The following is a 20,556-nucleotide window of genomic DNA, read 5'->3' as shown; positions in this document are numbered from 1 at the left end:
GCCTGCTATGCAAAGTTCGCAAAAAGGCTTGTCGCTGGTTGAACTGATGGTGGCGATGGTCATCGGGCTTTTCTTGATTGCCGGGGTGTCCAAGATATTCCTTGATAGCAAGAAGACTTACAGCTTCCAGCAATCGCTGGCACGTATCCAGGAAAATGGCCGCATGGCCCTGGAGTTCCTCGGGCGTGATATCCGCATGGCGGGTTATACCGGGTGCGCCAGTGGAGATTATTCTTCGACGACCAATACATTGAATAATCCCACCTCAATCAACTATGACTTTTCCCGGGGGGTGCGCGGCTATGATGTTGGGGCGAGTGTGCCGACTGAACTTTCTGCCTTGAGTCCTGCGCCTCTGGCCAATACCGACGTATTGGTAATCAAGGGGCCGGTGGGTGATGGGGTAAAGATTATTCAGAATAATAACTCTGCACAGCTGTTTGCCGAGGATAAGGGGGTCGAGGCGGGCGCCTGCACGGATGGCACTGCCAGAATCAGCGGAATCTGTCAGGGCGATATCTTGATGGTGGCGGATTGCACTAAGGCCCGAATTTTTCAAGCGGGCAACATTCAGCAGACCGGCCAGCCCAATGAGTTCAACCTGACCCACCCCGCCTCGGGTACTCCGGGTAATGCCATCAGTTCCTGGGGTGGCGCGAGTGCGCCGGACTCTGAGAGATTCGGCGCCGACTCTGAAATCATCAAGATGAATACGGTGTATTACTACATCGCCAACGGCGCCAGTGGGCAGCCTGCGCTCTGGCAGTCGATTGTTCCGGGTGTGGCTCAGGAGATTCTCGAGGGTGTGGAGAGTCTGCAGCTGCTCTATGGGCGCGATACCGGGACGGATTTTGTGCCCGATCAATATGACACCGCCACCGCTGTAAGTTCAGCGACTGCTTGGGACAAGGTGGGTGCCATTCGCGTGCAGTTATTAATGCGTAGTATCGAAGACAATGTGACGGACGCTGTCCAGCCATATAGCTTCGATGGCGCCAGCGTAACTCCAACGGACAAACGCTTACGCCATGTCTTTGTTTCTACTATCGGTGTGAGGGCGAAAATGCCATGAATCAATCTATCGCAAGCCCTTATGGCCGTCAGCGTGGCGCCACCCTGATTGTGGCGCTGGTGCTGTTGCTGATATTGACCCTGATCGGCGTGGCGGGCATGCAGGACACCACCCTGCAGGAAAAGATGGTCGGCAATATGCGTGACCGTAACTTGGCCTTCCAGGCGGCCGAGGCAGCCTTGCGTGGTGGCGAGAGATATCTGCAGTCGGCTACCTTGCCAGGGTTCAATAATACGGGCGGGCTCATTAATAAGAATTATGTTATTCCCACGTTAAATATTCGTCTGCGAGCAGGTGACCCAACTTTCTGGGAATCCTATCCCTGGTCGTCAAATTCGCGCACCTATTCCTCGACTTCGACCTACAGCGAACTGAGCGCTGCGCCGCGTTATGTGGTTGAAGAAGTACCCACGGTATTTTCCACGCCGGGCGAAAGCATGAAGTTCGGCGTACTCAAGGAAGTTAAAAGTTATCGGGTGACTGCGAAGGCCGTGGGCGGCACGACCGATGCGGTAGTGATTCTGCAGTCGACTTATCGTCGGCAGGGAGGCTAGATCGTGAACAAAATCAAATCTTTCGCACTGGGTGCTGTTCTGGCCGCTTATGCCGCCTCTCCGGCGTGGGCTTTGGATATTGCCGATGTGCCGTTGTTTCAGTCGACGACTGTTGCCCCTAATGTGGTCATGTTGCTGGATGACTCGGGAAGTATGCGGCATGCCATCTGGGCGGATGGCTACGACAATAATCATAACTATATATTGAATGGTGGTTCTGGTTCTGCTCAATATTCCAATGACGATAACTTCTACGATCTTGCTGCTCAAGGTAGTCAAATTGCGAAGTCGACCATGTGGCGCGGTGGCTGTGCCAGCGGATTCGACAAGATCCGGCTGGATGGCGTCACGGAGAAGTGTCTGAAGTTTCCTGATCCGATTGGCAATGATGAGACTTGGTTTGTGCCGAATTATGTGGCCTATCTGGCTAGAACCTATACCGATGGCACTGATCTGACTGCGGTGGCGGCGGTTCCAAATGATTATCGGATGAATGTTCTTAAAAGTGCTGCTAAGGGTATTGTGACTAACAATCCCAGTATGCGCTTCGGTGCATTCAGTTTCGCTGGTCGGGAGGGTGGAGAGTTGGAAGCAGCGGTTGGCTCTACGCAGTCAACGCTAGCGTCTAAGATTGATGGGTTGAGTCCGAGCAGCTCTACGCCGCTGGCCGAAGCCTATTATGAAGTGACCCGCTATATGCGCGGCCTGGACAGCTACACCAGTCCGCAGCAATACCGCTGCCAGAAGAACTTTGGTGTGGTGATCACCGACGGCCTGCCAACTTATGACACAACCTTTCCGACGGGTGATCCCGATGATGTTCTGGATACCAGCAAGGCACTTCCAGATTGGGATGGTTTGTCCCCGACCACCACTACGCTGACCCCTGCGCCGCAATATTCGGATGGCTATCGCCCCTCCGGGTCAGGTGAGAATGATGAAGGCTATTCACTGTATCTGGACGATCTGGCCAAGTTCGCCTACGACATAGACTTCAAGCGCACAGGTAATGACACTTTTAATGTCAGCTACGAAGATCCAGCCTTTGTCAAACAGAACATGCAGACCTACACCGTTGGCTTCTCGGTAGCCAACCAGATGCTGCAGGACGCCGCCGAGTATGGCCATGGGCAGTACTTTACGGCCAACAACGCAGCGCAGTTGAGTACGGCGCTGAGCCAGGCGATTCAGTCGATCAAGAACCAGACCAGTTCCGCCGCCGCCATCGCCACCAACTCCACCCGTCTCGATACGGACACGCTGATTTACCAAGCGAAGTTCAATAGTGGCGACTGGAGTGGCGAGCTGATCGCCTACGGCATCAACAGCAACGGCACCGTGGGCGCTGCGCGCTGGCGGACCGGCACTTCCGGACTTATCCCCTCTTCTACGAGCAGAAATGTGTATACCTACACGGGCGCCGCAGGTGTGCCCTTCTTGTGGACCAACCTGACCGCTGCGCAGAAAACGGATCTGAGCGTGGTCGATGCGGACAATGATGGTCCGAAGGTAGTGAACTGGCTGCGCGGTGGCAGTTCGGGCGCCACCTTGTCCGACAACGAGGTGTTGCGCACCCGCAGCACCGTGCTTGGCGATATCGTCAACTCGGACCCGGTGTTCGTGGGTGCACAGAATTATGGTTATACCGTGCCCAACGTTGTAACAGATACTACCGAGCCGGCGGACAGTTACCAGGCGTACCTGGACAGCAAGGGCGCGACGGGTGCTACCAAACTGGTCATGGTCGGTGCCAACGATGGCATGCTGCATGCCTTCGACGCGGAAACCGGCAGTGAGCAGTTTGCCTATGTGCCGGCTTCGCTGTTCAAGCAAAGAACCGGCACTCCGGGTGACACCCCCGGCCTGCGTCACCTGACCAAGAGCAATTACACCCATAAGTACTATGTGGATGGCTCGATCGGCGTGGGCGATGTCTATGCGGGCAGTGCCTGGAAGACTTATGCGATCGGCGGCTTGGGCGCCGGTGGGCGGGGTATTTATGGGCTGAACATCACCAGTCCGGGGAGTTTCTCCGCCAGCGATGTGCTATGGGAAATCACCGCGCCGGATACCAATGACAGCAACAATAACTGGAATGACCTGGGTTACACCTATGGTCCGCCGGTAATCGCCCGCACCCAGGACGATACCTGGGTGGCTATCTTCAGTAACGGCTATGACAGCAACACCGGCCGTGCGGCGCTCTATGTGGTCAATGCGACGACTGGGGCGTTTATCAAAAAAATAGTCGTTGATACCGACACCATCGCAGATACTGCTAATGGGCTTTCCGCGCCAGCGGTGATGGTGGATGCCAATCGTCGTGTTACCTATGTATATGCCGGCGATTTGCAAGGCAATCTGTGGAAGTTTGATCTTTCAAGTACCTCATCGGCAAGCTGGGGTGTTTTCAAAACCTCGGGAAATGGTACTAGTACGGTCAGTGTTCCGCTGTTTACCGCCAAGAACGCATCGAATCAGCTTCAGCCCATCACCTCGGGTCTCGAAATCGGTTCGCATCCTACCAGCGGTGGGTTGATGATCTATTTCGGCACCGGCAAGTACTTTGAAAATGCCGATAATACGGTGGGTGGCAGTCCGCAGATGCAGAGTTTCTATGGCATCTGGGATAAACCGGCTTCCGGTAATAGCCTGAATGGCTGGGAGATTAGCGCTCGGAGTGAGTTGCAGGCACAGCGGATTCAGTATGAGTCGGGCGACTACCGGACGGTTAGCAAGACAGCGATCACCTGGACGAACAAGCGCGGCTGGTTTATGGATTTGGGCTCTCCGTCGGGGGCAAGTAACGTTGCCTCGGGCGAGCGGGCAGTCAGTCTGCCCTTGCTGCGCGCCGGGCGGATCATCTTCACCACGGTGATCCCCTCCGCCGACCCGTGCCTGGCGGGCGGTACCAGTTGGCTGATGGAGCTGGATGCCTTTACCGGTGGCAATTTGAACTATGCGGTGCTGGATACCAATGGCGATGGCGAATTCAACAGTGCCGATAAGGTAGCCTGTGGCACGGCTACCTGTGATCCTGGCGGCATGCGCTCGCGGGAGGGCATCATCAAGACCCCGGGCATCGTCTCCGCGGGCGACACCGAGTACAAATACTCGGGTGGCTCATCGGGTAACATCTTGGTGATTACCGAGAAGGGCTCAAGCAAAGAAGGAAGAATGTCATGGCGGCAATTACGGTGAGTCCTAGCTCGCGCGGCTTTACCTTGATCGAGTTGATGATCGTCGTAGCTATCGTCGGGATACTGGCGGCTATTGCTTACCCGAGCTACATGGACTATGTGCGCAAGGCCAATCGTACGGACGCTAAAACAGCGTTGCTGCAAACGACGCAAACGTTGGAGCGTTGCTTCACCCAATACAGTGCCTATGACAATGCCAACTGCTCGGTGGCCAATGGCGGAACGGTCAATTCAGCCGAGGGGTTTTATACGGTGGGTGTGGTTAGTGCAGCCACGACCTATACCCTCACCGCCACCCCTGTTGCAGGCAGAGCACAGGCCAGCGATGCGAAGTGCACGACCCTGACGCTCAATAATCTGGGGGTGAAGGGCGCGACGGGAACGGCTACAACTGAGTGTTGGTAGTATCCATGAGTCCAGGGGCCTGCTTGTCAGGCCCTTCTTTATTGGAGAGTCGCAAGGGTGAAGGCGGTTTGCGTTGGTGGTGGGGTTATTGGCCTGTTGAGTGCCTTGAATCTAGCGAAATCTGGAGCGGAAGTTTGCGTGCTGGAGTGTGCTGCTGTGGGCCGGGAGTCTTCCTGGGCCGGTGGCGGCATCGTTTCTCCGCTTTACCCCTGGCGCTATAGCGCAGCCGTTACGGCATTGGCGCATTGGTCGCAGGATTTTTATCCGCGCTTGGGTGAGCAGTTGCTGGCGCAAACGGGCGTTGATCCCGAGGTGCGTGTCACGGGGTTGTACTGGCTGGATCTGGATGACGAGGCCGAGGCGCTCGCTTGGGCGCAGAGCCAGGGGCGGCCGCTGATGGCGGTGGATATCGCCTCGGTGTATCAGGCGGTGCCGGTGCTTGGTGGTGGTTTTTCCCGTGCGGTGCATATGAAGGACATCGCCAATGTACGCAACCCTCGGTTGATCAAGGCACTGCGTGCAGCCTTGTTGCGCATGCCGAACGTAACCTTGCGCGAGCAGTGTGCGGTCAGCGGTTTTGTGCGTGAGGGTGGGCGCATCAGCGGTGTGCGTACCGCTGATGGCGATATCCATGCGGATCGGGTGGTGATCGCAGCGGGGGCCTGGAGCGCTGAGTTGTTGTCCAGCCTCGGGGTCGAGCTACCGGTCGAGCCGGTCAAGGGGCAGATGATTCTCTACAAGTGCGCTGAAGATTTTCTGCCGAGCATGGTGTTGGCCAAAGGGCGTTATGCCATTCCGCGTAAGGACGGGCATATCCTGATTGGCAGCACGTTGGAGCATGCCGGCTTCGACAAGACGCCCACCGAGGATGCGTTGGCCAGTCTCAAGGCGTCGGCGGTCGAGTTGTTGCCGGCGTTGGCCGATGCCGAGGTGGTGGGGCATTGGGCCGGGTTGCGGCCGGGTTCGCCGGAGGGGATTCCCTTTATCGGGCCGGTGCCCGGTTTCGATGGGCTTTGGTTGAACTGCGGGCATTACCGCAATGGTCTGGTCCTGGCCCCGGCATCCTGCCAGTTGTTGGTGGACTTGATGCTGGGGCGCGAGCCGATTGTCGATCCTGCGCCCTATGCGCCGGAAAAGCGGATTGGTTTGTCCTCTTGCCAAGCTTCGTTCTGAGGGGGGGCGGTAGTTGATCTCGCAGCGGTGGATTACGCTGCGCTATTCCACCCTGCGTATGGGCTCCCTGGAGGGGCTCAATCCACGCCCAGTTTCTTCAGGCGGTAGCGCAGCGAGCGGAACGTCAGGCCCAGGCGTTGTGCGGCTGCGGTGCGGTTCCAGCGGGTTTCTTCCAGGGCCTGCATGATCAGTTTGCGTTCGATGTTTTCCAGGTAATCTTCGAGGTTGTCGATTTGCGCCAGGCTGGCTTCGCCGCTATCGGCACTGCCGGCAGTGTCCGCCAGGCGCAGGTCACTGGCCTGGATCTGGTCGTCTTCGCAGAGGGTGTAGGCGCGCTCGAGCATGTTCTCGAGTTCGCGCACGTTGCCGGGAAAACGGTAGTTCTTCAGTTTTTCCAGGGCGTCGGCGTCGAGCTTGGCGGCGGCCAGGCCGGTACCTTCGGCCAAACGTTTGAGCATGACTTCGGTCAGGTGGGCGATGTCTTCGCGGCGCTCGCGCAGGGGCGGTACGCGCAATTCGATCACGTTCAGGCGGTAGTAGAGGTCCTGGCGAAAGCGCCCGGCGGCGACTTCGGCAGCGAGATCCTTGTGGGTGGCGCAGAGGATGCGCACGTCCACCACCAATTCCTGCTGGCCGCCGACGGCGCGCACCGCCTTTTCCTGAATCGCGCGCAGCAGCTTGACCTGCATCGGCAGTGGCAGGTCGGCCACTTCGTCGAGGAACAGGCTGCCGCCATTGGCGGCCTGGAACAGCCCCTGTTTGTCCTCGATGGCGCCGGTGAAGCTGCCTTTCTTGTGGCCGAAGAACTCGCTTTCCATCAGTTCCGAGGGGATCGCGCCGCAGTTCACCGGCACGAACGGCTGCTCGATGCGCGGCCCTTGTTCGTGGATCAGACGCGCAACCAGTTCCTTGCCGCTGCCCGACTCGCCACTGATATACACCGGCGCCTGGCTGCGGGCGAGTTTGATGATCTGCTTGCGCAGGGCGCGCATGGGCGGCGAGTCGCCGAGCAGGCGGTTGTCTACCGGCATTTCTTCATCGGCCGGCGTGCGCAGGCGCAGGGCGGTGGCGACCAGTTCGCGCAGGCGGCCAAGGTCCACCGGCTTGGTCAGGAAGTCGAACGCGCCGGCCTTCAGGGCGTTGATCGCGGTATCCAGGCTGCCGTAAGCGGTGATCATCGCCACCGGCACCTGCGGATGGCGCTGGAGAATATGCTGCACCAGTTCCAGGCCCGTGCCATCGGGCAGGCGCATGTCGGTCAGGCACAGGTCAAAGGGTTCGCGGGCCAGCCACTCGCGGGCTTCCTTGACGTTGCGCGCGCTACGGGTGTCGAGCTTCATCCGCCCCAGGGTGATTTCCAGGAGTTCGCGGATATCGGGCTCGTCGTCGACGATCAGGGCTCTCTGCCGTGCGGTCATGGTCAGCTCAGTTTGCGCGGGTGGGCGAAGGTGATGCGGAAGCAACTGCCGCCGACCTCACGGGTTTTGTAGTCGAGCCGGGCTTGGTTGCTCTCGCACAGCTCGCGTGAAATATACAGGCCCAGGCCGGTGCCTTTGTTTTCCGTGGTGTAGAAGGGCTCGAAAATATGCTGCAGCTGTTCGGGCGGCACACCGGGGCCATTATCCAGCACCTCGAGCACGGGCAGGTCGCTGTCTGCGTCGCGAAACAGCTTGAGCCAGACCTGGCCCTGTTTGTGTTGTAGCGCGCTGTAGCGCAAGCCGTTTTGTACCAGATTGGTGAGTACCTGAGTGAGTTGATGCGGGTCCATGCGGGTCTGGATAGTGCTACCGGCGGTTTCCAGGTGCAGCAACTGATTGGCGTTGGCGGCACTGCGAAATTCGCTGGCAAAACGGTGCAGCCAGTATTTCAAATCCAGTAGCTGCGGTTCGGCCTGGCGGCGCCGCGAGAGTTGCAGGACGTTCTCGATGACCAGGTTCATGCGCCGCGAATGATCCTGAATGATTTGCGCCAGGCGCTGGTCCGGGCCCTCCAGCGCTTCCGACTCCTGCAGCAGTTGCGCGGCGTGGCTGATGGCGCCGAGCGGGTTGCGGATCTCATGGGCGATGCCGGCGGTCAAGCGGCCGAGCGAGGCGAGCTTGAGTTGTTGCGCTTGCTGGGCGATTTGCGAGATGTCATCGAGAAACACCAAGGTGTGGCGCTGCTCGCCGCGTTGCAGGGTGACGAAACTGGGTTGCAGGACCGGGCCGTCGGCGAACGCTTGCAGGCTGGCGGGGCGCAGTGTCGGGTTATGCAGCCATTGCTGTCGGCGTTTGACCAGCTCGGGGCAGAGTGGGTCAAGCACTTTGCCGACCAGCGCATCGCGGCCCAGCAGGTTCAGTGCGCCCTGGTTGGCCAGCAGTACATGATGCCGGGCATCCAGAACCAGGATGCCGGTACGCATGCGTTGCAGAATCTGTGCGTTGAGCGCTTCCAGGTTGGCGACATCGGCGGCGCGCTGTTCGGCCAGGCTCTCGCTGACTTGCAGGCGGCGGGTCAGGCCCTGAACGAAGAGTGCGGCGGCAAAGCACAGCGCGCCCAGCGCGCCCGCTTGTAAATATTGCGCGCTGGCGGCGGGATTCCTCAGGCTGAGGTAGAAGGTCAGGTAGATCAGGCCAATGGTCGCGATCGCGGCGATCAGCAGGCCGATCCGCCCGCGCAGCAGGATATTGGCGATGGCGACCGCAACAATCAGCAGGTTGCCAATCCCGCTGGGGGTGCCGCCGGCGGCGTAGAACAGCCCGGAGAGCAAAATCACGTCGACCAGCGCCAGGCTGAAAACCTGCAGCAGGTGTTGTGGCCGGCGCACCAGCAGCGCGAACAGGGCATTGAGGCCCAGATAGAGCCAGCTGCCGTAGCGGAACAGCTTGTCATTGGCGAGGTCGAGCAGTTGATCGTCGAGGTTGCTGGAAATCAGCAACACCAGCGCCAGACCAATCAGCAGTCGGTAGAAGTGGTACAGCCGCAGAACGCGCAGGCCCTGTTGGCCGCTCAGTGCCAGTGCTTCAGCGACCACCGTGCTGGGCGCCTTTTTCGAGGTGGGCCTGGCTGCAGAACCATTGCTGGTCGTGCTGGAGGGCATGGGCGCTAGGCACATGCACGCCGCAATGGGCGCAACGCACCATGGGCGTGGCGGCATCCGCTTTCGGCTTGGGGCGGGCAGGGCGATTGAAGCGGCGCCATAGCCAGAAGGCGATAGCGATCAATGCGATCCAGAACAACAGGCGGCCCATAATGCGCTCTTCTTTTATAGAAGCTGGCAGTTTAGCCAAGGACGACGCGCCAGCACAGCTGCCAAGTCGTATGCTGTGCGTTGTTTCCGCTAGTGCCGATGCGGGAGAATGACAGATCTGTAGCGTGCACTTGTCCACTGGATGAGGGGTGCGTGCAACTTTATCTGTGGAGGCCATGATGAGCCAAACCCTGCGGGTCGTAATGGCCCAACTGAATCTGCGAGTGGGTGATGTGCACGGCAATGTCGAACGCCTCATCGAGGCCGCCTGCAGTGCCCGCGATCAGTGGCAAGCGGATGTCATCGTGTTCCCGGAGCTGGCGCTGTGCGGCTATCCGCCGGAAGACTTGCTGCTGCGTTCGAGCATGCAGCGCCGGATCGAGCAAGGCCTGCAACGTCTGAAGGATGAGGTGCGCGGTATCTATCTGGTGGTCGGCTACCCCTGGCTGGAGGGCGAGCTGCGCTACAACGCCTGCGCGGCCATCGCCGACGGCGAGTTGCTGGCGACTTACTACAAGCAGAAGCTGCCAAATTATCGGGTGTTCGACGAGAAGCGCTATTTCGTCCCCGGTAACGAGGTCTGCGTGCTGGAGATCAAGGGCATCCCGCTGGCGCTGACGATCTGCGAGGACATCTGGTTTACCGAACCGGTCGCGCAGGCGCGGGCGGCCGGCGCCAAGCTGATGCTCAGCCTGAACGCCTCGCCTTTCCATCTGGACAAGCAGCGCGAGCGTGAAGAAGTGCTGGCCGAGCGGGCAGTCGAAGGCGGCATGCCGATTGTCTATGTCAACCAGGTTGGCGGGCAGGATGAATTGGTGTTCGACGGCGGCAGCTGCGTCATGGGCGCCGATGGGCAGATCAGCCAGCGCGCGCCGGCCTTCAGCGAAGGCCTGTATCCGGTTGACCTGGCTTTCGATGGCGAGCTGGTGACGCCGCGGCCCGCCAGTTGTGCGCCGCTGCCGGAGCTTGAAGCCAGTGTCTATCAGGCGCTGGTCACGGGCGTGCGTGACTATGTGCAGAAAAATGGCTTCAAGGGCGTGATCCTTGGCTTGTCCGGCGGTATCGACTCGGCGTTGACCCTGGCCGTGGCGGTCGATGCCCTCGGCGCCGAACGGGTCGAGGCGGTGATGATGCCGTATCGCTACACCGCGCAAATCAGCCTGGAGGATGCCGAAGCCGAAGCCAAAGCGCTGGCGGTGACTTACCGCGTGCTGCCGATAGCGCCAATGGTCGAGGCCTTTATGGGCACGTTGGCGCCGGTCTTCGAGGGGCTGGCGCGCGACACCACCGAAGAGAACCTGCAGGCCCGCTGCCGCGGCACCCTGCTGATGGCGATTTCGAACAAGAAGGGCTACCTGGTGCTGACCACGGGCAACAAGAGCGAGATGGCGGTGGGTTACGCGACCCTCTATGGCGACATGGCCGGCGGTTTCGATGTACTCAAGGATGTGCCCAAGACCTTGGTGTTCCGTCTCTGCGAATACCGCAACACGCTGGGTGCGGTGATCCCGCAGCGGGTGATCGACCGCCCGCCGTCCGCCGAACTGGCGCCCGATCAGAAGGACGAGGACTCGCTGCCGCCTTATCCGGTGCTCGACGAGATCTTGAAGTTGTACGTCGAGTACGACCTGTCGGCCAATGCCATCATTGCCGAGGGTTTCGATGAGGACACGGTCAAGCGGGTGCTGCGCCTGGTCGATCTCAACGAGTACAAGCGCCGGCAGGCGGCGGTGGGTGTGCGGGTGACCCAGCGCGGTTTCGGTCGCGATCGACGTTATCCGATCACCTCGGGCTGGCGGCTTGGCGACTAGTTTTGTAGGGGGGTTAGCCGCTCAGCGGCGTAACCCGCCACCGCTGCCGCCAGGCAACGCCACGTACCGGCTGCTGGTGGGTTACGCCTACGGCTAACCCACCCTACGGATAAAGCAAAACAAAAAAGGGAGGCCAATGGCCTCCCTTTTTTACTTCGGTTACTTCAATCGAAGACGCCGAAGGTCATGTAGCTGAACCACGAGCGGTCGTCATTGTTGCCTTCCGCTTCGCGTTCTTCTTCCACTTCGCTGCTCTGGTTTTCCGGCTGCAGTTCGTCCGGGATTTCTTCCTCGGCATCTTCGTATTGCTTGATCACGTCCTGGCTGGCGCGGGTTTCGCCCGGTGGCAGGGGGGCATCGCTTTCGATCAGACCGAGGGTGGCTTTGCTCAACCAGGAGCGATTATCGGCTTCGTCTTCCAGCGGGACGAACTGGCCGTCGACCAGGCTCGGGTGATCCGGGTAGTTCAGTTTCAGGGTTTCCAGGCTGGTCGTTGCCAGGTCGTTCAGGGCCAGGCGCTGGTAGGCCTCGGTCATGATCGCCAGGCCATCGCCGACGGCCGGGGTTTCCTGGAAGTTTTCGACCACATAGCGGCCACGGTTGGCGGCGGCGACATAGGCCTGACGTTTCAGGTAGTAATGGCCGACGTGCACTTCATAGGCGGCCAGCAGGTTGCGCAGGTAGATCATGCGCTGCTTGGCGTCCGGCGAGTAACGGCTGTTGGGGTAGCGGCTGGTGAGTTGGGCGAACTCGTTGAAGGAGTCGCGCGCAGCGCCCGGGTCGCGCTTGGTCATGTCCAGCGGCAGGAAGCGCGCCAGCAGGCCGCGGTCTTGGTCGAAGGCGGCCAGGCCCTTCAGGTAGTAGGCGTAGTCGACGTTGGCGTGCTGCGGGTGCAGGCGGATAAAGCGCTCGGCGGCGGACTTGGCGGCCTCCGGCTCCATATTCTTGTAGTAGGCGTAGATCAGCTCCAGTTGCGCCTGCTCGGCATAGCGCCCGAACGGGTAGCGCGACTCGAGTGCTTTCAGCTTGTTGACTGCGCTGGTGTAACTTTTATTGTCCAGATCGGCCTGTGCCTGCTGGTACAGCTCGGTCTCACTCAGGTTCTCATCGACAACATCATTGGAAGAACAAGCAACGTTGAGTGCGAGGATGGCGATCAGCAGCAGGTGTTTCACTTGCATGGCGGCTTGCGTCCCTGTGACGGCTGGCTGTCTTGGGCAGAGCCGTCCTGTTATGATGGGCGCCCCGGTACCCCGGGACAAAGACGCCGTATTTAACCACAAGCGCGTAGCTGAAACCAAAGGCTACGCCGCGCTGTTACCGAGCATGCCCCCAATTAATACACAAGCGATTGAAATGCGCGCCGAGGTGCCGTCCGAACTGGGCGGGCAACGTCTCGATCAAGTGGCCGCACAACTCTTCTCCGAGCACTCGCGTTCGCGCCTATCCGCCTGGATCAAAGACGGCTGCCTGACGGTCGACGGTGCGGTGCTGCGTCCGCGGGATATCGTGCATGGCGGCAGCGTGCTGCAGTTGGCGGCCGAGCAGGAAGCCCAGGGCGAATGGATTGCTCAGGACATCGAACTGGATATCGTCTACGAAGACGAGCACCTACTGGTGATCAACAAGCCGGCAGGCCTGGTCGTGCACCCGGCGGCCGGGCATCAGGACGGCACGCTGCTGAACGCGCTGCTGCACCATATCCCGGAGATCATCAACGTGCCGCGCGCCGGCATCGTCCATCGCCTGGACAAAGACACCACCGGGCTGATGGTGGTGGCCAAGACCCTGCAGGCGCAGACCAACCTGGTCGATCAACTGCAAAAGCGTTCGGTCAGCCGGATCTACGAGTGCATCGTGATCGGCGTGATCACCGCTGGCGGCAAGATCGACGCGCCGATCGGTCGGCATGGTCAGCAGCGCCAGCGCATGGCCGTGATGGAAGGCGGCAAGCAAGCCATCAGTCATTACCGCGTGCTCGAGCGCTTCCGCTCGCACACCCACGCCCGGGTCAAGCTGGAAACCGGCCGCACCCACCAAATCCGTGTGCACATGGCCCACGTGAACTTCCCGCTGGTCGGCGACCCGGCCTACGGCGGACGTTTCCGTATTCCGCCGGCCGCGAGCCCGACCATGGTTCAAGCGCTGAAGGATTTCCCCCGCCAAGCCCTGCACGCGCGCTTCCTGGAGCTGGATCACCCGGTCACCGGCCAGCGCATGAAGTGGGAGTCGCCGTTGCCGGATGACTTCAACTGGCTCTTGACGCTGCTGCGTCAGGATCGCGAAGCCTTTGTCGGCTGAATGAACGACCGGGCGAGTGACTGGCTGACGCCGGATTGGCCTGCCCCGGCGCGGGTCAAGGCCTGTGTCACCACCCGCGCCGGTGGCGTCAGCCGTGCTCCTTTCGATACCTTCAATCTCGGCGATCACGTCGAGGATGAGCCCGCCGCCGTCGCGCAAAACCGTCAGCGCCTGACTGCGCAACTGGGCTGTCAACCTGCCTGGTTGCGCCAGGTGCACGGGATTGCCGTGGCGCCGGCTGATCCGCGCCTGGTGGTTGAGGCCGACGCCAATTGGACGAGCACGCCGGGCATCGCCTGTACGGCGATGACCGCCGATTGTCTGCCTGCCCTGTTTTGCGACCGCGCCGGTAGCCGTGTGGCAGCGGCGCATGCCGGTTGGCGTGGGTTGGTCGGCGGGGTGCTGGAGGCCACACTGGATACGCTGGCGCTGCCGGCCGACGAGGTGCTGGTATGGCTGGGGCCGGCGATTGGCCCACAAGCCTTCGAAGTCGGGGCGGAGGTGCGCGAGGCTTTCATTGCGCTGCATCCGCTAGCCGCGGCGGCGTTCCTGCCGAGCCACAATGCCGGGCGCTTCATGGCGGATATCTATGCCTTGGCACGCGTGCGGCTGGCGGCCCGTGGCGTCACCGCCGTGTATGGCGGCGGTTTCTGCACGGTCAGCGACCCGCGCTTCTATTCCTACCGGCGCAATCCGCGCACCGGCCGTTTCGCCTCGTTGGTCTGGCTGGCGCCCTGAACCGGTCCGCCTGCTGACGAAGCCCAGCCGTTGCTTGCCGGGTTTCGGCAAAACGCTGCTTGCGCCCAGTCTGGGATTGATCCTCGTCAATCCGCCTTACCTTGAATCCCGCACAATCGGCCTCATCTACTCTGGTATCTCGGCAGGCTTTCATCAGAGGCACGCTCATCGCGCCGGCCTGCTCTTTTAAAGGAAGGATGAATCCATGCGAATTGACCGTTTAACCAGCAAGTTGCAATTGGCGTTGTCCGATGCCCAGTCCATTGCGGTCGGCCTTGATCACTCGGCGATCGAGCCGTTGCACCTGATGCAGGCGTTGCTCGAACAGCAGGGTGGCTCGATCAAGCCGCTGCTGATGCAGGTTGGCTTCGATGTCAACAGCCTGCGCCAGGCGCTGACCCAGTCGCTCGACCAGCTGCCGAAAATCCAGAGCCCGACTGGCGATGTGAACCTGTCGCAGGATCTGGCGCGCCTGCTCAACCAGGCGGATCGCCTGTCGCAGCAGAAGGGTGATCAATTCATCTCCAGTGAGCTGGTGCTGCTCGCCGCGCTGGACGATAACACCAAGCTCGGCAAGCTCTTGCTTGGCCAGGGTGTGAGCAAGAAGGCCCTGGAAAACGCCGTCAGCAACCTGCGCGGTGGCGATGCGGTGAATGACCCTAACGTCGAAGAGTCGCGCCAGGCGCTGGATAAATACACCGTCGACCTGACCAAGCGTGCCGAAGACGGCAAGCTCGACCCGGTCATCGGCCGCGACGATGAGATTCGCCGCACCATCCAGGTGCTGCAGCGGCGAACCAAGAACAACCCGGTATTGATCGGTGAGCCGGGCGTCGGCAAAACCGCGATCGCCGAAGGGCTGGCACAACGGATCGTCAACGGCGAAGTGCCGGATGGGCTGAAAGACAAGCGCCTGCTTTCGCTCGACATGGGCTCGCTGATCGCCGGCGCCAAGTTCCGTGGCGAATTCGAGGAACGCTTGAAAGCGGTGCTCAATGAGCTGTCCAAGCAGGAAGGCCGGATCATTCTGTTTATCGACGAGCTGCACACCATGGTCGGCGCGGGCAAGGCCGAAGGGGCGATGGACGCCGGCAACATGCTCAAGCCCTCGCTGGCGCGTGGCGAGTTGCACTGCATCGGCGCCACCACGCTGAATGAGTACCGCCAATACATTGAAAAGGATGCGGCCCTCGAGCGGCGTTTCCAGAAAGTGTTGGTCAACGAGCCCACCGAAGAGGACACCATTGCCATTCTGCGTGGTCTCAAGGAGCGCTACGAGGTGCACCACCGGGTGGCGATTACCGACGGCGCAATTATCGCGGCGGCGAAGTTGAGCCACCGCTACATCACCGACCGCCAATTGCCGGACAAGGCCATCGACCTGATCGATGAAGCGGCCAGCCGGATTCGCATGGAGATCGACTCCAAGCCGGAAGTGCTGGATCGCCTGGAGCGTCGGCTGATCCAGCTGAAGGTCGAGCGCGAAGCGTTGAAGAAGGAAGACGATGAGGCGACCCTCAAGCGTTTGGAAAAGCTGAAGGAAGAAATCGCCCGGCTGGAGCGCGAGTACGCCGACCTGGAAGAGATCTGGAAGTCGGAGAAGGCTGAAGTCCAAGGCTCGGCGCAGATCCAGCAGCAGATCGAGCAGGCCCGTCAGGAGCTGGAGGCGGCGCGGCGCAAGAGCGATCTGGAACAGATGGCGAAGTTGCAGTACAGCATCATTCCCGACCTCGAGCGCAGCCTGCAGATGGTCGATCAACACGGCAAGACGGAAAACCAGCTGCTGCGCAGTAAGGTCACCGAGGAAGAAATCGCCGAGGTGGTGTCCAAGTGGACTGGCATCCCGGTGTCGAAGATGCTCGAAGGCGAGCGCGACAAGCTGCTGAAGATGGAAGGCTTGTTGCATCAGCGGGTGATCGGCCAGAACGAGGCCGTGGTGGCGGTGGCCAATGCGGTACGGCGCTCGCGCGCCGGGCTGTCCGACCCGAATCGGCCGAGTGGTTCATTCCTCTTCCTCGGCCCTACCGGGGTCGGCAAGACCGAGCTGTGCAAGGCGCTGGCCGAGTTCCTCTTCGATACCGAAGAGGCGCTGGTGCGGATCGACATGTCCGAGTTCATGGAGAAACACTCGGTTGCCCGCTTGATCGGTGCGCCACCGGGTTATGTGGGTTACGAGGAGGGCGGTTACCTGACCGAGGCGGTGCGCCGCAAACCCTACTCCGTGGTGCTGCTGGATGAGGTGGAGAAGGCCCATCCGGATGTCTTCAACGTGCTCCTGCAGGTGCTGGAAGATGGTCGCCTGACCGACAGTCACGGGCGCACCGTGGATTTTCGCAATACGGTGATCGTGATGACGTCGAACCTGGGGTCGGCGCAGATCCAGGAGCTGGTCGGTGATCCCGAGGCGCAACGGGCGGCGGTGATGGATGCGGTGAGTACGCATTTCCGGCCGGAGTTCGTCAACCGGATCGATGAGGTGGTGGTGTTCGAGCCGCTGGCGCGGGAGCAGATCGCCGGTATTGCCGAAATTCAGCTGGGCCGCTTGCGTAAGCGTCTGGTTGAGCGTGAGCTCGATCTGCAGCTGAGCAGTGAGGCCCTGGATAAGCTGATCGCCATTGGCTACGACCCGGTGTATGGCGCGCGGCCGTTGAAGCGCGCGATCCAGCGTTGGATCGAGAACCCGCTGGCGCAACTGATCCTGGCCGGCAAGTTCGCTCCCGGGGTGACGGTCACGGGTACGGTTGAAGGTGACGAGATCGTCTTTGCCTAAGGCTGTTGCCCAGACATACACACAAAGCCCGGCGTTTGCCGGGCTTTGTGTGTATTGAAGCTTGGTCGGCGCGCATGCCTCTAAGCAGGCAGGGAGCCGGCATTCACAGGTGTCGCAGCAGCACGTCCAGAGCTACGGCCTGATCTTCCGCCAGGTCGATGATATGAAAGCCCGCCCAGCAATGCTGGCCATCTGCGCCGGGGCGGCTCCACAGGCAGTCGGCGCCCAGTCTTACCTCGCTGACCCCCTCGACCGCGTGCGCCGCGACCAGCCGACATTCGAGCAGGGAGTCGGCAACCTGTGGGCTGTCGCTGAACAGCATGAAGCCGTCGGCAGAGAGGTCGACCACCCGGCCCAGGCGCTCTTCGGTATTCAGGTCGAAGACTTCCAGCTGCAGCTCGGTGGTGTGACGGCTGTGCTGACGACGATCTTCCATTACGGCTCCTTAAGTGGGCTCTGCCGTGCGGCCGGTGAAGCGCTGCAGCACGCGGTAGATGGCGGTGAGGGCGCGGTCCACCAGGGGTGTGCCGCGATCATGGGGGACGATGCGGGCCAAGCCTTGCTCCATTTCGCTGGCCAGCAGCGTGAGCGGCTTGATCGCCACGCGCTGGCCGCTGTGATCGACGAACATATAGTTATGCGTGGTCGGGCTGAACCAGGAAAGCTTGAGAGTGCGAACCTGTTCGCCCTCGACGAATTCAAACCAGGTGCCGAACTCGATCTGCCCCAGTTCCTTGGCCAGCAACTGGGCGCGTGGCGACAGGCCGGATGCGCGTGGCGCGCTGTTGGCGAGCGCGGCGTCCTCGCCGAGCATGGCGCCGAGCGGGCTTTCCGGCAGGTTGGGTGCGAGCCGTGCGGCGACCTGCGGTTGTTTCGCCTGCACCGCATGCTGGCAGGCGACTATGTCTTGCAGCAGGCGGCGGATACCGTCTTCGTGATAACCGCCGAGCAGCTCCAGGCCTTTGCCCAGATCGTTCAGCAGGGCTACGCGCAACCCTTGCAGGCGCTGGCGGCCCTCGGCATTCAGCGGGGTGCCACTCCAGGCCAGCTGTTCGGCGACTTCACTGGCGCGTTGCCATTCGGCGCTGCGCTCACCATGGCGCAGTTGCACGAAGACCAGGGTGTCCGTCCAGGTCAGTTCGAGGAAGTTGCGGATCAGGGCCGGCGGCTCGCGTCCGGCGAGGGTGCGGGCGATGACTTCGACGGCTTGCTGGCGGGCGCCGAGCAGCTTGTCGCGGCCTTTGGCGGCCTCCACGGCGCGCCGTTCGCGCAGTTCGACCTTGTGTTGGAGGTTGCTGGCGTATTCGTTGAATTCTTCGAGCAGGTTCTCGAACAGTTGCAGATCGCCGGTGAAACCATGAATCACCCGCTCGACCACCCACTGCACTTTCGCCAGCAGGCCCCGCTCGTTGCCCTCGCCGCCATACAGCACACCGGCCTGGGCCATGGCGTTGAGCAGGCGTCGGGCCGGATGGTGGTGCTGGGTGAACAGGGCTTTGTCCTGCAGGGCGACCTTCAGGTAAGGCGTGTGCAGGTGGGAGAGGGCGGTCTTGCAGTTGTCCGGCAGGTTGTCGTCGTCGAGGATGAAGTCGAACAGCATACCGACCAGGTCGATGACATCGGCTTCCTGGTCGGAAAGCTTCTGTTGGCCGGGCTGGCTGCTGTGGGTTTCCAGCTGTTGCTGCAGATCGCCCTTGAGTTCGTCCACCTGTTGCGGTCGTTGCAGCCGTTGCGACAGATCGTGGGCCGACTGTTGTTGCAGGCGATTGAGGGCGTCCAGCAGCTCATTGGCACTGTAGGTGCGTGTTGCGCCGCGCGGGGCGAAGCTGGCGATACTGCGGGTGCCGCCTGGCAGGGGGGCGTTTGCGTCGTGCTGGCGGCGTTCGCCGAGCAGGGCCGCCAGGCCACTGAAGAGGGCGGCGGGGTCGCTCGGCGCTGTGCCGCCCAGGTCGACTGGCGCGGCTGCTGCGGGTCCGCCACCGCCGACAGTGGTCGCGGCCGAGCCGTCGCGTGCCCGGGTGCCCGCTGGGGTCGCCTCGGCATTCTGCTCGGTCGGTGTCGAGGGCTGCGGGCGCGTGCTGCTGGCTGCACGTTGCGCGCTGTATTTGAGGTTGGGTAAAACGCCGGCTTCGATCAACCGTTGATTCATCGCCTCGTAGAGTCGGTCGAGGCTTTGCATGACGTGGCGATCGAACAGCATGTAGAGGACGGTTTTGATCTGCGGCGGGAAGGGGCAGGGCGCCAGCGCCTCACGAAAGGCCTGGGCGATGGCCTGGGGGCCAAAAGGGTTGCTGTCTTCACCGAGCTTCTGGCCGTTGTTCAACACGGCCAGGCGTTGCTCCAGGGCGAATAGCGCTTGAGCGCAGCGCGCTTTGACACGGCTGACCATGTTGGTGACTTGCAGGCTTTCTTCGTAATCCTCGTTCTGTATCAACGTCAGTTGTTCGGCCTTCAGTTCTTCGGGCTCCACCTGGGTTTTCTGCGTGCCATCGAGGAAGCCCGAGAAATTCTGTGCCACGCGCTGGTGGTAGGCACGCTCGATTTGCGGGCGCTGCCGACGGATTTCACGCATGTTGTCGAAGAACAGCGTCTGCACCTGATTGTTTTCAGCTTTCTCCGCGCACTCGAAAAGAGTGTCGTCGACCTGGCCGAAGACCCCCGAGAGATGCTCTGCCAAGCGGTTCATGGCGAGCTTGCGGCACCCTTGCACCAGCTCGCCAAAGCGCGGCTGTATGCCACGGCTGGCCAATGTCTGGAACGTTTTTGGGGGGTTGGGTGGTGTGTCCTGGTTGCTCATGGACTGTCCTAGTTTAAGCCGGGCGGCTGGTGCATCCTGCTGCGATGAGTTCTTAGAGAAAGATATAGCAGTCCGTCACGCAGCTGCAAAGCATTGTCTTAAAAGCTATTTAAGGGGTTGACAGCGTCGGCTAGAACCGTAAAATGGCGCGCCTCTGATACGGGAAACGGATAACACCTAAGCCGTAGCAGAGATGAAGGCTAGTAGTTCCGCGATAGCTCAGTCGGTAGAGCAAATGACTGTTAATCATTGGGTCCCAGGTTCGAGTCCTGGTCGCGGAGCCAATCTTTCAATCGGGGTATAGCGCAGTCCGGTAGCGCGCCTGCTTTGGGAGCAGGATGTCAGGAGTTCGAATCCCCTTACCCCGACCATTTATGGGTCGTTAGCTCAGTTGGTAGAGCAGTTGGCTTTTAACCAATTGGTCGTAGGTTCGAATCCCACACGACCCACCATTTTCTGCCCTTGCTGTAACGAAGGGTTGAATCTTAAGGCGAGATGCTAATCAC

The 20,556-nt window shown here is 60.9% G+C and carries 15 protein-coding genes and 3 tRNA genes; 12 read left to right on the top strand and 6 right to left on the bottom strand.

The annotated features are described in order from the left end of the window. Positions 1–7: 7 nt before the first annotated feature. The 5 genes from AC3IYG_RS18615 to thiO are packed head-to-tail and all read left to right on the top strand — an operon-like array spanning position 8 to position 6,404. A complete protein-coding gene (locus tag AC3IYG_RS18615) occupies positions 8–1,072 on the top strand; it encodes a PilW family protein (RefSeq protein ID WP_489310935.1) in 1,065 nt (354 codons plus the stop codon). Then, a complete protein-coding gene (locus AC3IYG_RS18610; protein WP_489310934.1) occupies positions 1,069–1,626 on the top strand; it encodes a pilus assembly PilX family protein in 558 nt (185 codons plus the stop codon). The genes AC3IYG_RS18615 and AC3IYG_RS18610 overlap by 4 nt, the downstream gene beginning before the upstream one ends. Before the next feature lie 3 nt (positions 1,627–1,629). Beyond that, positions 1,630–4,827, top strand: coding sequence for a pilus assembly protein (locus AC3IYG_RS18605; RefSeq protein ID WP_489310932.1), 3,198 nt, complete (start codon positions 1,630–1,632; stop codon positions 4,825–4,827). Continuing rightward, positions 4,809–5,231 carry a type IV pilin protein gene (locus AC3IYG_RS18600; protein ID WP_489310930.1) on the top strand — a complete coding sequence of 141 codons (423 nt, stop codon included), beginning with the start codon at positions 4,809–4,811 and terminating at the stop codon, positions 5,229–5,231. Before AC3IYG_RS18605 ends, AC3IYG_RS18600 begins: the two co-directional genes overlap by 19 nt. Before the next feature lie 57 nt (positions 5,232–5,288). Beyond that, entirely contained in the window at positions 5,289–6,404 is a 1,116-nt protein-coding gene (gene thiO / locus AC3IYG_RS18595; RefSeq protein ID WP_489310928.1) for a glycine oxidase ThiO, read from the top strand. A gap of 77 nt (positions 6,405–6,481) precedes the next feature. Here thiO and AC3IYG_RS18590 read toward each other — a convergent pair whose 3' ends face one another. Genes AC3IYG_RS18590 through AC3IYG_RS18580 form a run of 3 tightly spaced genes read right to left on the bottom strand, consistent with a single transcriptional unit; the run spans position 6,482 to position 9,634 of the window. Then, positions 6,482–7,822, bottom strand: coding sequence for a sigma-54-dependent transcriptional regulator (locus tag AC3IYG_RS18590; protein WP_489310926.1), 1,341 nt, complete (start codon positions 7,820–7,822; stop codon positions 6,482–6,484). A 2-nt stretch (positions 7,823–7,824) separates the two neighbouring features. Further along, positions 7,825–9,417: a sensor histidine kinase gene (locus tag AC3IYG_RS18585; RefSeq protein ID WP_489310924.1), complete on the bottom strand. Its 1,593-nt coding sequence runs from the start codon at positions 9,415–9,417 to the stop codon at positions 7,825–7,827. Continuing rightward, on the bottom strand, positions 9,407–9,634 hold the full coding sequence (locus tag AC3IYG_RS18580; RefSeq protein WP_489310922.1) for a PP0621 family protein: 228 nt from the start codon (positions 9,632–9,634) through the stop codon (positions 9,407–9,409). Before AC3IYG_RS18580 ends, AC3IYG_RS18585 begins: the two co-directional genes overlap by 11 nt. A 178-nt stretch (positions 9,635–9,812) precedes the next feature. Between AC3IYG_RS18580 and AC3IYG_RS18575 the strand changes: the two genes are divergently transcribed. After that, positions 9,813–11,444, top strand: a complete 1,632-nt coding sequence (locus AC3IYG_RS18575; RefSeq protein WP_489310920.1) for an NAD+ synthase — start codon at positions 9,813–9,815, stop codon at positions 11,442–11,444. A gap of 164 nt (positions 11,445–11,608) precedes the next feature. Here the strand turns inward: AC3IYG_RS18575 and AC3IYG_RS18570 are convergent, their stop codons facing one another. After that, positions 11,609–12,625, bottom strand: coding sequence for an outer membrane protein assembly factor BamD (locus tag AC3IYG_RS18570; RefSeq protein WP_489310918.1), 1,017 nt, complete (start codon positions 12,623–12,625; stop codon positions 11,609–11,611). Between the two features lie 145 nt (positions 12,626–12,770). Here AC3IYG_RS18570 and rluD point away from each other — a divergent pair, with 145 nt between their 5' ends. The 3 genes from rluD (at position 12,771) to clpB (ending at position 17,253) form a co-directional block, all read left to right on the top strand. Then, a complete protein-coding gene (rluD, locus tag AC3IYG_RS18565; protein WP_489310916.1) occupies positions 12,771–13,745 on the top strand; it encodes a 23S rRNA pseudouridine(1911/1915/1917) synthase RluD in 975 nt (324 codons plus the stop codon). Beyond that, positions 13,746–14,483: a peptidoglycan editing factor PgeF gene (gene pgeF, locus AC3IYG_RS18560; RefSeq protein ID WP_489310914.1), complete on the top strand. Its 738-nt coding sequence runs from the start codon at positions 13,746–13,748 to the stop codon at positions 14,481–14,483. 205 nt (positions 14,484–14,688) lie between these two features. Continuing rightward, positions 14,689–17,253 carry an ATP-dependent chaperone ClpB gene (gene clpB, locus AC3IYG_RS18555; RefSeq protein ID WP_489310912.1) on the top strand — a complete coding sequence of 855 codons (2,565 nt, stop codon included), beginning with the start codon at positions 14,689–14,691 and terminating at the stop codon, positions 17,251–17,253. A 103-nt stretch (positions 17,254–17,356) separates the two neighbouring features. On the opposite strand, the gene AC3IYG_RS18550 is transcribed toward clpB, so the two are convergent. Both AC3IYG_RS18550 and AC3IYG_RS18545 read right to left on the bottom strand, forming a co-directional pair. Beyond that, a complete protein-coding gene (locus tag AC3IYG_RS18550; RefSeq protein ID WP_489310910.1) occupies positions 17,357–17,689 on the bottom strand; it encodes a PilZ domain-containing protein in 333 nt (110 codons plus the stop codon). A 9-nt stretch (positions 17,690–17,698) separates the two neighbouring features. Then, entirely contained in the window at positions 17,699–20,050 is a 2,352-nt protein-coding gene (locus AC3IYG_RS18545) for a DUF1631 domain-containing protein (RefSeq protein WP_489310908.1), read from the bottom strand. 208 nt (positions 20,051–20,258) lie between these two features. On the opposite strand from AC3IYG_RS18545, the gene AC3IYG_RS18540 reads away from it, so the two are divergent. The 3 genes from AC3IYG_RS18540 (at position 20,259) to AC3IYG_RS18530 (ending at position 20,502) form a co-directional block, all read left to right on the top strand. Beyond that, positions 20,259–20,334, top strand: a tRNA-Asn gene (locus tag AC3IYG_RS18540). Between the two features lie 10 nt (positions 20,335–20,344). Then, positions 20,345–20,421, top strand: a tRNA-Pro gene (locus AC3IYG_RS18535). 5 nt (positions 20,422–20,426) lie between these two features. Beyond that, positions 20,427–20,502: transfer RNA gene (locus AC3IYG_RS18530), tRNA-Lys, on the top strand. Positions 20,503–20,556 lie beyond the last annotated feature (54 nt).

The sequence above is a fragment of the Pseudomonas sp. KH_027 genome, from assembly GCF_057838565.1.
Note: the sequence above shows the minus strand (reverse complement) of the source record. Positions and strands in the feature narration are given on the sequence as shown.

Excerpts from the sequence above, each read along its gene's own strand:
- AC3IYG_RS18615 (WP_489310935.1), top strand. The coding sequence starts at position 8 with ATGCAAAGTTCGCAAAAAGGCTTGTCGCTGGTTGAACTGATGGTGGCG.
- AC3IYG_RS18610 (WP_489310934.1), top strand. The coding sequence starts at position 1,069 with ATGAATCAATCTATCGCAAGCCCTTATGGCCGTCAGCGTGGCGCCACC.
- AC3IYG_RS18600 (WP_489310930.1), top strand. The coding sequence starts at position 4,809 with ATGGCGGCAATTACGGTGAGTCCTAGCTCGCGCGGCTTTACCTTGATC.
- AC3IYG_RS18590 (WP_489310926.1), bottom strand. The coding sequence starts at position 7,822 with ATGACCGCACGGCAGAGAGCCCTGATCGTCGACGACGAGCCCGATATC.
- AC3IYG_RS18580 (WP_489310922.1), bottom strand. The coding sequence starts at position 9,634 with ATGGGCCGCCTGTTGTTCTGGATCGCATTGATCGCTATCGCCTTCTGG.
- AC3IYG_RS18575 (WP_489310920.1), top strand. The coding sequence starts at position 9,813 with ATGAGCCAAACCCTGCGGGTCGTAATGGCCCAACTGAATCTGCGAGTG.
- AC3IYG_RS18570 (WP_489310918.1), bottom strand. The coding sequence starts at position 12,625 with ATGCAAGTGAAACACCTGCTGCTGATCGCCATCCTCGCACTCAACGTT.
- rluD (WP_489310916.1), top strand. The coding sequence starts at position 12,771 with ATGCCCCCAATTAATACACAAGCGATTGAAATGCGCGCCGAGGTGCCG.
- pgeF (WP_489310914.1), top strand. The coding sequence starts at position 13,746 with ATGAACGACCGGGCGAGTGACTGGCTGACGCCGGATTGGCCTGCCCCG.
- clpB (WP_489310912.1), top strand. The coding sequence starts at position 14,689 with ATGCGAATTGACCGTTTAACCAGCAAGTTGCAATTGGCGTTGTCCGAT.
- AC3IYG_RS18550 (WP_489310910.1), bottom strand. The coding sequence starts at position 17,689 with ATGGAAGATCGTCGTCAGCACAGCCGTCACACCACCGAGCTGCAGCTG.
- AC3IYG_RS18545 (WP_489310908.1), bottom strand. The coding sequence starts at position 20,050 with ATGAGCAACCAGGACACACCACCCAACCCCCCAAAAACGTTCCAGACA.